This window comes from Campylobacter majalis, assembly GCF_905120465.1.
Lineage (GTDB): Bacteria > Campylobacterota > Campylobacteria > Campylobacterales > Campylobacteraceae > Campylobacter_A > Campylobacter_A majalis.
The window spans coordinates 26,839-40,139 of sequence record NZ_CAJHOF010000018.1 but is presented as its reverse complement, the minus strand read 5'-3'; the positions used below and the strand labels follow the sequence as shown (position 1 = coordinate 40,139).

14 protein-coding genes and 1 pseudogene are annotated in these 13,301 nt (G+C 32.9%); 5 read left to right on the top strand and 10 right to left on the bottom strand.

All coding sequences use genetic code 11. From position 1 onward, the window contains the following. Positions 1-182: 182 nt before the first annotated feature. From LQU93_RS08500 to LQU93_RS08490, 3 genes and pseudogenes are all read left to right on the top strand, one after another. A pseudogene (locus LQU93_RS08500) lies at positions 183-1,505 on the top strand (site-specific DNA-methyltransferase); the annotation flags it as partial. Then, positions 1,502-4,078, top strand: coding sequence for a DEAD/DEAH box helicase family protein (locus tag LQU93_RS08495; RefSeq protein ID WP_229933457.1), 2,577 nt, complete (start codon positions 1,502-1,504; stop codon positions 4,076-4,078). The pseudogene LQU93_RS08500 and the gene LQU93_RS08495, both read left to right, overlap by 4 nt. Before the next feature lie 44 nt (positions 4,079-4,122). After that, entirely contained in the window at positions 4,123-4,731 is a 609-nt protein-coding gene (locus tag LQU93_RS08490) for a site-specific integrase (RefSeq protein ID WP_336245595.1), read from the top strand. A gap of 147 nt (positions 4,732-4,878) precedes the next feature. Here LQU93_RS08490 and LQU93_RS08485 read toward each other — a convergent pair whose 3' ends face one another. From LQU93_RS08485 to LQU93_RS08465, 5 genes are read right to left on the bottom strand one after another with little or no spacing between them, the layout of a single operon-like run. Further along, entirely contained in the window at positions 4,879-5,799 is a 921-nt protein-coding gene (locus tag LQU93_RS08485; RefSeq protein WP_229933456.1) for a phage late control D family protein, read from the bottom strand. Then, positions 5,790-5,996, bottom strand: coding sequence for a tail protein X (locus tag LQU93_RS08480; RefSeq protein ID WP_229933455.1), 207 nt, complete (start codon positions 5,994-5,996; stop codon positions 5,790-5,792). The genes LQU93_RS08485 and LQU93_RS08480 overlap by 10 nt, the downstream gene beginning before the upstream one ends. After that, positions 5,993-6,475, bottom strand: coding sequence for a hypothetical protein (locus tag LQU93_RS08475; protein WP_229933454.1), 483 nt, complete (start codon positions 6,473-6,475; stop codon positions 5,993-5,995). The genes LQU93_RS08480 and LQU93_RS08475 overlap by 4 nt, the downstream gene beginning before the upstream one ends. 8 nt (positions 6,476-6,483) lie before the next feature. After that, positions 6,484-6,855 (bottom strand): hypothetical protein, encoded by a 372-nt coding sequence (locus tag LQU93_RS08470; protein ID WP_229933453.1) that lies wholly within the window; start codon positions 6,853-6,855, stop codon positions 6,484-6,486. A 1-nt stretch (position 6,856) separates the two neighbouring features. Then, the gene (locus LQU93_RS08465; RefSeq protein WP_229933452.1) at positions 6,857-9,211 is read right to left on the bottom strand and encodes a phage tail tape measure protein; all 2,355 of its coding nucleotides are present in this window, start codon (positions 9,209-9,211) and stop codon (positions 6,857-6,859) included. Between the two features lie 222 nt (positions 9,212-9,433). Here LQU93_RS08465 and LQU93_RS08460 point away from each other — a divergent pair, with 222 nt between their 5' ends. Both LQU93_RS08460 and LQU93_RS08455 read left to right on the top strand, forming a co-directional pair. Further along, positions 9,434-9,622, top strand: a complete 189-nt coding sequence (locus tag LQU93_RS08460) for a hypothetical protein (RefSeq protein ID WP_229933451.1) — start codon at positions 9,434-9,436, stop codon at positions 9,620-9,622. Between the two features lie 121 nt (positions 9,623-9,743). Continuing rightward, positions 9,744-9,977, top strand: a complete 234-nt coding sequence (locus LQU93_RS08455; RefSeq protein WP_229933450.1) for a transcriptional regulator — start codon at positions 9,744-9,746, stop codon at positions 9,975-9,977. A gap of 658 nt (positions 9,978-10,635) precedes the next feature. Here LQU93_RS08455 and LQU93_RS08450 read toward each other — a convergent pair. The 5 genes from LQU93_RS08450 to LQU93_RS08430 form a co-directional block, all read right to left on the bottom strand. After that, positions 10,636-10,902, bottom strand: a complete 267-nt coding sequence (locus tag LQU93_RS08450) for a hypothetical protein (protein ID WP_229933449.1) — start codon at positions 10,900-10,902, stop codon at positions 10,636-10,638. Beyond that, the gene (locus tag LQU93_RS08445; protein ID WP_229933448.1) at positions 10,889-11,113 is read right to left on the bottom strand and encodes a hypothetical protein; all 225 of its coding nucleotides are present in this window, start codon (positions 11,111-11,113) and stop codon (positions 10,889-10,891) included. Before LQU93_RS08445 ends, LQU93_RS08450 begins: the two co-directional genes overlap by 14 nt. Positions 11,114-11,122: 9 nt before the next feature. Continuing rightward, positions 11,123-11,623 (bottom strand): phage major tail tube protein, encoded by a 501-nt coding sequence (locus LQU93_RS08440; protein WP_229933447.1) that lies wholly within the window; start codon positions 11,621-11,623, stop codon positions 11,123-11,125. Between the two features lie 67 nt (positions 11,624-11,690). Further along, positions 11,691-11,858, bottom strand: coding sequence for a hypothetical protein (locus LQU93_RS08435; protein WP_229933446.1), 168 nt, complete (start codon positions 11,856-11,858; stop codon positions 11,691-11,693). After that, complete coding sequence (locus LQU93_RS08430) at positions 11,859-12,977, bottom strand: phage tail sheath protein (RefSeq protein WP_229933445.1); 1,119 nt, start codon at positions 12,975-12,977, stop codon at positions 11,859-11,861. Positions 12,978-13,301 lie beyond the last annotated feature (324 nt).

Sequence of the window (13,301 nt, the reverse complement as noted above, 5' to 3'; positions counted from 1 at the left end):
AATCAATAAATCAATAAATCAATAAATCAATAAATCAATAAATCAATAAATCAATAAATCAATAAATCAATAAATCAATAAATCAATAAATCAATAAATCAATAAATCAATAAATCAATAAATCAATAAATCAATAAATCAATCCGCAGCTTAAACTTTGCTTAAATTATGATGGTACTTTTAACGAAAATTTTTTGATTAAAGGGAATAACTTAATCGCCTTGCATTCGCTTAAAAAGCGTTATCGTGGCAAAGTCAAACTCATTTACATTGACCCACCCTACAACACAGGAAACGATAGTTTTAACTACAACGACCGCTTTAATCACAGCGTATGGCTAACTTTTATGAAAAACCGCTTGGAAGTGGCAAGGGAGTTATTGCGTGAAGATGGCGTGATTTATGTCAATATGGATTACAACGAAGTCCATTATTTGAAAGTTTTAATGGATGAAATATTTGGACGAGAAAATTTTCAAAGAGAAATAATTTGGCGTATGGGATTTGTATCTGGCTATAAAACAGCAGTTAAAAATTTCATAAGAAACCACGATACGATTTTGTTTTATTCAAAAAATTCAAACACAATGGATTTTCATAAAATTTACATTGAAAATAAAGATTTTAAACCACAAGTATCTTTAAATTTAAATTTAAAAAGAAAATTCAATGAACACGGATTAAATGATGAGCAAATAAATGACATTATGGATTTTATAAATCACAAATCTCGTGGTGAAAGGTATCCATTGGAAGATACTTGGAATTGTAATAAATGGGATAATTTAGAAAGTGTTGCCATTAAAAATTCAGTTTCATTAGACCCTGAAACAATAATATTTAATGATAAAAATTTCGCAGGACAAAAACCCGAAAAACTACTACAAAGAATTATTGAAAGTTCTACAAACGAAAACGACATTGTCCTTGACTTTTTTGCAGGTAGTGGGACAACTTTGGCAGTGGCTCATAAGATGAAACGCCGTTATATCGGCATCGAGCAGATGGATTATATCCAAAATATTACCCTTGAACGCCTGAAAAAGGTGATTGACGGCGAACAAGGCGGAGTGAGTAAAGCACTAAATTGGCAAGGTGGTGGTAGCGTGATTTATGCTGAACTTATGCCGTTAAATGCAGTTTTCAAAGAAAAAATAGAAAATGCCACAAACATGGACGAGTTAAGGCAAATCTTTAAAGAACTCAAGCAAAAAGCGTTTTTGGAGTATAGTGTGGATAGGGATAAATTGTGTGCTATTTTTAGCGAGGCACAAACAACTTGTAAAGACAAAGAGTCTTTAAATCTAAATAGCAATGAGATTGTCACGAGTGCTACTCACACTTGCAATGACGATTTAGTGCTAAACGAAGCCAAAGGGCTTTTAAAACTCGCTCTTGATAGCACTATGGATTATGTGTTGCTCGGCGATATAGACGATATAGCTTATGAAATCGATACTGAAACAAAAGCGTTTAATAAGGCGTTTTATGGAGATAAAAAATGAGTGCGTTTGATAGCGAAAAAACTTTACAAAATAACGTCTTGTTTGAATACGGCAAAAAGCCATTTAGCGAGTTTGAAATCCCATCTCACATAAGCCAAAATTTATCAAAAGAGTTAAGAGAGTATCAAAAAGAAGCATTAAAATATTATCTTGCAAACGCTGAGACGATAAAAGCAAAACATTTAATGTTTAATATGGCAACAGGAAGTGGCAAAACACTCATAATGGCGAGTTTAATGCTGGATTTGTTCAAACAAGGCTATACAAAATTTGTATTTTTTGTAAATTCAACGGCGATTTTAGAAAAAACAAAGGCAAATTTTTGCGATAAAGGCTCTAGTAAATATCTTTTTAGTGATAAAATTTTGATAAACGACAATGAAGTTGATATAAACGCGATACAAAATTTCGACGAATGCAAAGACACGGCGATAAATATCTATTTTAGCACTATTCAAGGGCTTTTTAGTTTGTTTAAAAACGAAAGGGAAAATTCACTAACTTTGCAAGATTTACAAAATCACAAAATCGTATTTATCGCTGATGAAGCACACCACTTAAATAGCGAAACAAAGCAAAAATTAAAGGGCGTAGAAGCTGATATAAAAGATGGCTGGGAAAGCGTGATAAAAAAGGCTTTTGTAAGCAATTCGCAAAATTTAATGCTGGAATTTACGGCGACTATCCCAAAAGAAAAAGCGGTTTTGGAAAAATATAAAGATAAGATTATTTTTGAATTTGATTTGGCAAAATTTTGTAAAGATGGCTTTTCAAAGCGAATTTTTCTAGTAAAATACGATGACATGAGCTTAAAAGCTAGATTTTTAGGAGCGATGATTTTAAGCGTTTTCAGAGAAGAAATTGCTAGAAATTATGGCATAAATTTAAAGCCTGTTGTGCTTTTTAAAAGCGAAACAATCGCCACTTCAAAAGAAAATCAAGCTTTGTTTTTAGAAATTTTAGAAAATTTAAGCAGTGATGATATAGGTGAATTTTATGCAAATTTGAGTGTAAATAATACTATTTTTAGCAAAAGTTTTGAATTTTTTAAAGGAAAATTTGGAGCTAGATTTAGCGAAGTGTTGGCTAAGTTTATGCAAAATGCTTTTAAAAAGAGATTCTTACTAAATGTAAATGACGAAAAAGAGAGCAATGCTCATCAAATTTTGCTAAATAGCCTTGAAAATGATGACAATGAGATAAGGGCGATTTTTGCTGTTGATAAACTAAATGAAGGCTGGGATGTGCTAAATTTGTTTGACATTGTTAGGCTTGGCACAAAAAAATCAAGCCCAAAAACAACAACTGCCGAAGTGCAGTTAATTGGGCGTGGGGCGAGATATTTTCCATTTAATGACAAAACGCTTTTTGATGATGAAAGCCGTAAATTTATGCGAAAATTTGATAATGACAGTGACCATTTAATGGTAAATTTAGAAATTTTAACTTATCACTCGTTTAATGATGTAGCATTTATCGCTGATCTTGAAAAAGGTATGGCGGAGCAAGGGCTACTTTTTGGTGATAATAGAGAGAATTTTGAGCTAAATCTGACTAAAAAAGCAAGGCAAATAACGGCAAAAAATAGAATTTTTTATGTAAGAAACAAGCGAACGAAAGGCAAAAAATACCAAAAAAGTGAGATAAATAGGGAGCTTGAGATTTTGCAGTGTCCGTATTTTTCAAAGGGGCTGAGTGAAAAAGAGGTTAAATTTAATAAAATTAGCGAAAAAAAAGAGCTTCGTGTAAATAAAAAGCTAAGCGAAGCTGTGGAATTTGGCGTATTTGCAAAGGCGTTAAATATTTTAAATATCACATTTGCCGATATAAAGGATTTTTACGAGTGCAAAGGTAAATTTGATTTTTACACCAAGCTTAGTGAAATTTGGATTTTATTTGATAAAAGACAAAAATTTACGCCACAAAATCAGCTAGAAATCGCTAAATTTATACTTACAAACTTTAAAAAACTTAAAGAAAAAAATAAAAATGAGTATGAAGTAAGTGAATTTATGGCGTATGAGCTTAAAAATTTTGGAAAAAAATTTATTTTTAGAAACAAAGACAATATGGTAAAAAATCATAATTATGAATGGCTTTATTATGATAAATTTTCATGCGATAGCGATTTGGAGATTGAATTTTTAAAATTTATCCAAGACAATAAAGACAGGATTGATAAAAAATTCAAAGAGTGGTTTGTCTTGCGAAATGACGGCTTTGATGAGTTTAAAATTTATGATAATCGTGAATTTATCGGCAATGAGAAAAATCAAAATTATGGTGCCGGTTTTGAGCCTGATTTTATATTTTTTGGTAAAAAAGCGGATGATGATTATTTTAGCGTTGAGTGCTTTTTTGAGCCAAAAGGTCGTATTTATAAAGATAAAGATGGCTGGAAAGAAGAGCTTTTAAAAGTGCTTGATGGTATGGAATTTGATAAAATTTTAGATGAAAAAAATGAATTTGTTTGCAATGCAATGCTTAAAACTATCGGCTTTCCGTTTTTCTTTGGTCGCAAAATACCGCAAAATCAAAAATTTGATGATAAATTTAATGAGATTTTTAAATAATCTTTAAGTGAATAAAATTTTAGTTTAATTTTTGCGTTAAAACCATAAAATCCCCTAAAAAAGAGATTGAGCCATTTAATGCTGATGAAGTTCATGCTATATTAAATTTAGCCAAACTACATCAGAGCTTAAACTTTTATCTATTTTTATCAATTGGTTTTTTTACTGGTATGCGAACAGGTGAAATTTTAGCTTTAAAGCTAAAAGATATAAATTTAAACAATGGTGTTATTTATGTTAATGCTACTCGTTCTAGATTTGGCGAAAGCTCTCCAAAGACTGAACTATCTAGACGTGTTGTTCCTATTATAGATGATTTAGAACCTATATTGATAAAGGCTTTTAAAAGTTTTAAATTTAGAAGCAGTGATGATTATGTGCTTTTAAACTCTAATTTAAAACCTTATAGAGATACTGAGATATTTACTAAAAAATTTAAAACAATACTTAATTGTTTAGATATAAAATATAGACGACTTTATACTATGAGACATACTTATGCTACAAATATGCTAAGAGCTAATTTAGTATCACCTTTAGAGCTATCTTATCTACTTGGTCACTCAACTGCAAAAATGATATATGATGTTTATGTAAAATATATAAATAAAAACTTAGATAGCTTTAATAGGTCTATTAAAATTTATAACTAATAAAGTCAATAAACAAGTGTTTTATATCTTGAAGCAATGGCGGACAGAGAGGGATTTGAAAATATTATAAAATGCCATTATATAGGCATTTTATAATAATAAATTATTTTGGTGTCCGTTTTGGTGTCCGTTGTAAAAGTAACGCAATTAAGTAAATTCAATCTCACATGTCCAGCTTGTGCTTATTTTGTGCGTGATTTTTGAGATTAATGCTTTGAGTTTGTAAGGTTCGTTGTTTAAATTTAGCGTTAAATAGCCACCTGCAAAAAATGGCTTACTAATAGCCGTGACGCTACCTGCTAAAATGCTGTTTTTTTGGCGTTTTAGTCTTGCACTTGCCTTTTTTAATGCTTCGTGTTTATCACGTGCAAAGTCGCTAAATTTTAAAACTGGAGTACCTTTGCCTACTTTTGAGGTTACGCTTTTATTTTTCTTTGTGTCAAACCATTTAATTTCGCATGAGTTAAAAACTTTTGAATGATTTATTTGATAGCTTAGATTAAAAATATCATCTTCGTTTAAAAAATATTCTACGCGATTGCTTTGCTTGTCTTTATCGATAAAAATAAGCGTGTCATTTTTAACGCAAAAGGTTATTTCTAGATCGTCGGCTATCTTTTTGCAAAATGCACAATCGCTTAAGTCGTATTGTTCTAAATCGCCAACCTCATCCATCCGCTCAAAGTCTATTTTTAAGTTATAGCCGTTTTCTTTGGCGATTTGAGTTAAAATTTCAAAATAGCTTTTATTGAAAAATGTGCGATTTTTCTTTTGTCTGAAGTCCTTAAAGTAGTTAGCCGATATCGCTTCTATTTCAATGCTAATTAAATAATTGTATTTGATGGTTGTAATTGTAAATGAGCCTAAAAAATAGCCATCAACAAAGATTTTAATGTTGTCGTTTTCGCGTGGCTTTGCGTTGCTCCAAAGTGTCGTAATATTTAGTGTGTCGGCTTCATCACTTTCGAAGTCGTCTATTTGGATGTTTGTAAAGTGTATGGCGTTTGTTTTGTCTATATCGTTGTATAAAATCGTAACTTTTGGATTTTTAAATTGTTCTAGTCCCATAAATATTTAACCTCCAATTGACTTTTTAGCCTTATTTCTGGACACTTTACCTCATCGCCTCCGCTTAAAGTGTGTTTATTTAGTAGTGTTTCGTTATGGCGTAAAAACTCGCTATAAATTTCAGTTTTTAATGAGCCGTAAATTTTAAAGCAAATTTGATCTAGCGTCTCATTGTCTTTTGCGATGTAAATTTTCATATCTCTAGCTCCTTTGTAAATATCTCTTGTGCTTTTTCTTTTAGTTCGTTAAAAAATACCAGGGCTTCACTATCAAGCCGCTTTAAACCGTCTAAATAATAATAATCTCTCCCTGTTTTATCTTTGGCTAAGACGGCTTTAAATCCATGAGTGTCGCCCTTGTCTAGCACTCCACGCCTTATACCTCTTACGTAAAACGTCCGTCCGTTTGGTATGCCGTAATATTTGCTCTTTGGTCTATAGTTTTCTTGTAACATAAATGGCGTGATTTTTTTGTTTGTTGCTGTGATTTTTATGATTAAATCGTCTAGCTTTGCACGGTGTGGCGTTAAACGGCGTTTGTGTAAATAGTTGCTTTTTACTTTTAGCCTTGCTATTAATAGTTGTTTTTGTTCTTTTGATATTTTTGAAAGCGTCCTATTTAGTGCGTTTCTTAACTCTTGAGTTAAGGACTTTTGAAAATCTTTAAATTCCGCCATTATTTTGCCTAAATTATATAGCCATTTATGCTTAAGCTTTTAGTGTAATACCATGCCGCATTAAAGCGTATTTTAGTAAAGTTTTCTAGCTCCTGAGTTAGTGAGTTAATTAGTATATGCCTAAACTGCACTAAATCAAAGGCTGATATTTTTAGCGGTCTTGCTTGTTTAACTAACTCTTCAAAGCCTAAAAATTTTGTTTGATCGTTTAATAAAATTTTTGCTTCAAAGCTTATAGTCTCTTCATATCCACCCAAATGCGTATAAATTGGCTTTGTTATGGTCTGTTGCTTTTCGTAATTTATATTTAAAACCTTTTGTAAGTTTGTTATGTTGTTTTCTATACCAAAAATATAATTTTCAATCGTGATTAGTTGCATTTTAATCTCCGTAAGAGTAAGAATTGTTTTTAATCGCTTTTGCGATGGATGCAGACGTTGCGTTTGAGTTGTGCATTGTGATGTTTATAGTCTTGTTGTCGTTTATTGTGCTTGTTTTATTGCTTTGTGCCTTATATGCACTAATAGCCCCTTTTGTGTCTATCTTTGGTGTTTGTTTTGTGTCGCTACTGTTAAACCAGTTTTTAGGATTAAATGAGCTTGAGCTAAAATCAAAATTTGACATTGCTTGACTTGTTAGGTCTTTTACACTGTTTAAGCCATCTATTACCCATTTAAGCGGTGTGAGTATTAAATTAATCGCCCCTGCTACTGCTTTACCAAATGCCTCTCCTGCGTTTTTAGCACTTTCAAACTCATCGCTTGTTAATTGCACTTGCGAAAAAATAGCACTAAATATATTTTTAAACCATTCAAAAAGTGGCTTTAATGGCGTAAAGGCTGAGCTAACAACACTAAATATAGGGTCAAATGCACTTTTAAATCCATCTGCAAAGCCGATAAAAAAGGCTTTTATAGGATGCCAAAATTTATATATTAAAACTCCAGCCGTTATAAAAGCACTAGCCATTAAACCAATTGGCGAAAACAAAGCGGCAATGGCTAAGCGTAAGGCTGTAAATGGTAACTTAACAAGTTGCAATCCAAATCCTGCTATTTTTTTACCAGCCATTAAAGCAATACCACCAAAATCCTTTAAAATCCCACTTGCTCCGCTAGAAGTGGCAATATAAAGACGCAAATATAAAAGGTTATTTTTTATCCTTTGTGTTAGCCTTTTAAAGCTAACTGCACATGCACTATTAGCACCTTGTATCTTTAAGCAATCAAACGGCAACATCATTAAAATTTGGCGGTAACCATTAAGGCTAAACGTGGCGGCTGCACTTGCGATTTTTAATACCAAAAAAGCTGTTTTTATTGCGACAAGTCCCGCTATGCTTAAGGCTAATGCTTTTACTAGACTTTCATTTTCTTTTATAAACTCTTCTATCTTGTTTGTAAAGGCGGCTAATTTTTCAAATACTACATGCACGTAAGGCAAAAATATATCGCCTATAGCTATACCAACTGCTGATATGCTATTTTTAAATGATTGTAGCTTGTTTGTGGCGGTATTGCTTCGGTTTTGAAATTCTTTTAAGGCTGAGTTTGCGTAATTTTGCGGATCGCTTACTTCATTAACCGCTTTTTTATAGATATCTATACCACTTACTAAAGTGGCGACATCGCCATCGTAGTTTGTTCCTATAAATTGCGACAATATCATGCCTCGCCTTTGCGGGTCTATCTTTTGTAAAGCTTCTAAAAACTCAAAAATCGCTCCTTGTGCGTTTGTTCTCATCTTTTTGGCAAATTTTTCAATACTAAAGCCTGATTTTTCAAGTGCTCGAGTTGATGTTTTTAATCCTTTGACATCTTCGTCGCTAAATCCTAAACTTTCAAAAGCCTTTTTCTTGCCTTTTTTTAGTGCCAAAACGCCATTTAGCTTTTTTAGCAGGGCTTCTGCTGCAGTTGAGGCGGTTTCTGGTGCTTTGCCTAATGATATAAACGTTGCAGCTAGTGCGGCTGTTTGTTCTTTTGTGATGCCTACTTGTTTGGCTGTTCCTGCTATTCGCTTCATTACTTCAACCATTTCACTTGCTTTGGCTGCGTTGTTGTCTGATAGGTGATTAATAGCGTCCATTAGCCGTCCTGTTTCATCGATGCTAATGTTTAGGATGTTTTTTATCTTGCCGATGTTTGTGCCTGTGGCTTCTGCTGTGGTATCAAATGCAACCGCTACCTTTGCCGCCATGTCTGTAAATTTTAATACCTCATCTTTTGCTATGCCCATCTGAGCACCACTAGCGGCGATTTGACTTAATCCCTCGGCGGTCATTGGTATTGTCTTGCTCATGTTTATAATCTCGCTTGAAAAGGCTTTAAGCTCTTGCGGCGTTTCAAAATCTACCACTTTTTTAACATCCGCCATTGAGCTTTCAAAGTCCATGGCGAGTTTTATCGGCGTGGCAATGGCGGCGACTGAGCCAACGGCGGCTATTATTTCGCCTTTTAGATTTGATATTTTGGCTTTGGCTTCGTCCATGTTCAGCTTTACTTTTGCGATAGTGGCTTTTTGTAAATTTTCTTTAAGCCTTGCTAAGTCTGCATGAAATTTTGAGCCTTGAAATGGATTAACTTTTAGCGTTTTTAGTGCTTCGTTGTATTTTTTTACTCCTGCACTCATTTGGTCTGTTAGCTTGTCATTTAGCGTGATACCGCTTTTATTTACGGCTTTTAAGATATTATCAAGTCCTTTAAGCTCCATGTTAAAGGTTAGTGTAGGATTAGCCATATTTTGCCTTTTTGTTTTGATTTTAGTATAATTTATGCTAAGAATTTACAAGTGTAAAAGGTTTAAAATGTTTAAGATTATAGACAATGCCTTAAATGCTGTTTTGGCTAGTATTGTTTCAATAGTGCTTTTTGCTGGATTTTTTGCGATAGTTGCGATTTTGCTATCATTGATATTTGGTGATTAAATCTTTTTTTAGCTTACTTTTTGTAAGATGTTTGCATGAATAGTTTAACTGGTTCGCTTTTACGAGATTTTGGCTTAGGCTTTTTTATAAATGGTCTTTTTACCATTACTCAAAATGGCTTTACTCTAAATTCAGTATTAGCCACGCTTATCGCCACTAAAATTTTGATTTTTGGCGTTTTAATCCAAAAAGAGGAGCAAAGACAATGGATGGACAAACGATAATCCTAGCTATCTCAACCGCAACGCTGATTTATGCGATGTGGTATCTAAACAAAATCAAAAAAGATAAAAAACTACAACACTAAAAGCCTTTTTTGGCTTTTTTTGCTTAAAAAGGGAAACAATGACATCAGATGAACTAAAAGCGTTTTGTAAAGAACGGAATTTGACTTATAAAGAGTTGGCGGAAATTATAGGAAATTCAGAAGCTACGATACATTCAGCAATAGCAAAAGGTGAGTTAAGCACTCCGATGAGTAAATCGATACAAATGTATCAAGAAATTTTAGCTCTAAAAGAGCAATTAAAAGAGTATGCACAATTAAAATCGGTGCTAAAAAAAGCACTACTAAGCTAACAGCCACATTGTGATTAGTAAGACAATGAAAATCATCTTTTTACTATTGACAAAGCTATTAAAAACAGATATAATTATATTATCTAAACAATTATTTTTATAGTTTAGAAATAAAATAAAGGGGCAAAGCGATGGAAGCTTTTATCTTAGTAGTTGATTTGATGAGTGCCATCATCAAGTTAATTACGCTTTACCTGCTTATTAAACAAATAAAGCAGTAAGAAGTAAAAGGGGCTAGTTAGCCCTTACTTTAAGATTAAAAGCTTTGTGCTTTGCCTGTTGAAATTATATCATAAAGGGGTGCTAAATTGGAAGTTTTTAACGCTATTTTAGATTTAGTTGTAGTTGCGTTACTCGCTGTTGTTGTTTATCGTTTAAGGGATAAAAAATAAATGCTATTGTGATACTTTTGAAATAAAAATAAAGGGTAAAAGATGAGTTTAGAATTTGTTTTAATCGTGATTTTGGCGGCGTGGATTGGCGTGTGTGAATTGCGTATAAATCGCCTTGAAAAGAGATTAAAAGAATAAAGCCTAAAACTAGGCTTTATTTATCCGCTCGGCGATGTTGTAAAACTCTGCAAATTCTGCAAATGTTAGACTTAAAACATCAGCGTAAGTAAAATGAAGCGTGTGAGTTATGAGGGCTATGCCCTCTATTAGTTTTTTATTTCAATACCCATGAAGCTATTTATAACCTCCATTAATCTTATAAACTCACTTTGCGGACAAGCGTTTAAAAACTCTTTAGTAAGTTCTCCTAAACTCATATCAATTAGTAAAATTTTGGCTTGTTCGATCTCGTCGCCTTTGGCGTTTTTTTGTGCGTTTTGGATCTGTCCTAATGTCGGTTCATTTAAATATACGCTTTGTCCATCGCAAAATGTAAATTCTTTCTTTTTTAGTTCAATTTTAGCTAATGGCATCTTGTCCCTCTTTTTCTAGTTTTTGTTTATGCTCTTGTAGCTGTATCATCTCTTTTGAAAAAAGCTTAAAATCACGCAAATTAAAAGACTCATTAAAACTAGCTAAAATATCGTATTTTAGTCTATGAATTTTTGAGTTTATTTCATATAATTCATCGTTTCGCTGTTTTTGTAAGCCTATTTTATAAATTTTATATTGCTCTTTTGTCATGCTTGTACCTTAAAGTATATTTTTGCGGATGGTGCTAAATAGGTCAAACGCTCCCATTTGGCAAATGTTATTTTTAGCGTCGTATAAAATTTGAGTTTTTGCATCTACTTCTAGCTTGTAAAATGTAACACTTGCTTCAAAATCAAAATTCGCCTCTTTGTTAAGCTCTATTTTAGCCCCTGACATTGATTTGATTTTGCCCTCAAAAGTCGCTATTACTTGTGCGTTTTCGCCGTCGCTGTTTGTTGCATTTGCTTTTACATAAAATTTTTGCGTTTTGCTTTGATCTAGCATGTTAAAGTATAGTTCATTTAGATTATTTACCGTTATTTTTACGCTTAAAGGCTTGATTGTTGGTAAAGTAACTTCAATCTTGCCTATACCGCTTGAAGTCTCTAGCGTTTCGGCTTCAATTTTTGGTAATTCAATATCTACTAACTCGCCCAAAAGTCCTATACCATCTATAAAAAAATTAGCCCCTGTAAAGGCTTGTGCTTTAAATGCTGACATTTTTAAACTCCTTATTTAGTTTGTTTTATTTTTGTTTAAGTTGTTGCAAAATTTGCAACAGTTGATTTTATAAATTTGTTCGTTTTACCTCATCGATTTGGTTTAAAATTTTATTAATTGCGTTTTGTGTTTCGTGTAGCTTCATTGCTGTTTGCAAATTATCATTTAAAAGCTTTTGCACTCCGATTTTTGCCAAATTTTCAATATCACCAAATTCACTAAAATCAAACGCCATTTATAGCTCCTGGATTAATTTTTGTGAGTAGTCTGTAACTCTATAGATGCGATTTACTATGCGTTTTATTAGTGGCATTTCTTGGACGTTATGGCGGATATATACTATACCCTCGCTAATGGTTTCATTGCTGTTTAGCTCTTTTGGTATGGTTATTTCAAAGCCAACTACTACATTATTATTTTGAAGTCTTAAATAAAAGGCTTCTAGGCTATCAACTACATTCTTAAGCACGTCGCGCATTCTTTTGTCAATGGCTCTTGCTTGAGCTTTAAAAATCGTATCTATTGCAGTGTAAAAAATAACGTAAGTATGAATTGAACTAAACAAATCATCATTGCACGTCTCGCCGCCCCATGCTCTTAAGCCGTCATTTGCTATTATTAGCGTTACGCCTTTGTCTCTTAGTCTATCTGCTTCGCAGTCTTCGCCTTGTATTAGTTCTACTTTGTCCTGTATGCCTATTATGCCATCAATGACACGGTTTGAAAAGCTTTGAGAAAATCCATATTCTGTCTCGCTCATTGTCTTTGCATAAAGTGCGATTATAAAAGCACTTGCAGGGCGGACGGCTTTATCCACTCTTATTACTTTTTGATAGGTTATGATGGCTGTTTTGGTGCTGTAAGTTTGCAATTTTAAATTTATCTGGCTTTCGCTTTGCTCGTTTAGCTCTATGGCATAAACTCCACGCAAATAAGCGGCTATTTGTTTAAGCTTTTCATGCACTCCATTATCATTATAGCCAACTGCTAGAAAAAATTTTGGCTTAACTCCTAAAGTGGCTTCACACTTTTTAAGCTCATCTATAGCATTTGTACAAAATTTATTATTTTGTGTTTCGTTTTCATCGCTTTCGTCGTCTTGATCCTCTTGCTTTTTAAAAACGCTTAAAACTATTTGAGAGTGTAAGCCTGTAGCTTTTAAGTCCTCTAGCGTGTCTTTTATGCTGCCTTTGCCTACTTGTTTAAGTGCTTCTAAAATATCGTTATAAAGGTGTAAGCCTTGTGCTAGTTTGTCATCGTCGCCGATTATTGCGATTGGTCTTTCGTTGTTGATTTTGTAGGGGTTATTTGATCCGTTGTAAAGCTCGATATTTACGCCGTATTTAGCTGACATGTTAATCCTTTCTGCGTGTTGCGGTTTGATTTTATAGGATTTTAGCTATTTTTGGTGTAAGAATTTACAATGTATTTTAAAAATGATGTATTTAATAATTTAAAAGCTTATTTTAATATATTTAATGTTATAATTATAATGTCGAAAGGGTAAAGCTGAGTAGATAAAATCCAAAGGGGGAAACATGCAAAAGTTTCTAAAAGGGTTTAAAGAGTTGTTAGAAGCGTTAGCAGCACTTCTAACAATAATTAAAACCTTACAAGGATGGCTCTAAGCCATCCCAACTTTGGATTATTATAAATTATTAATTATTAAAAGGGGCTT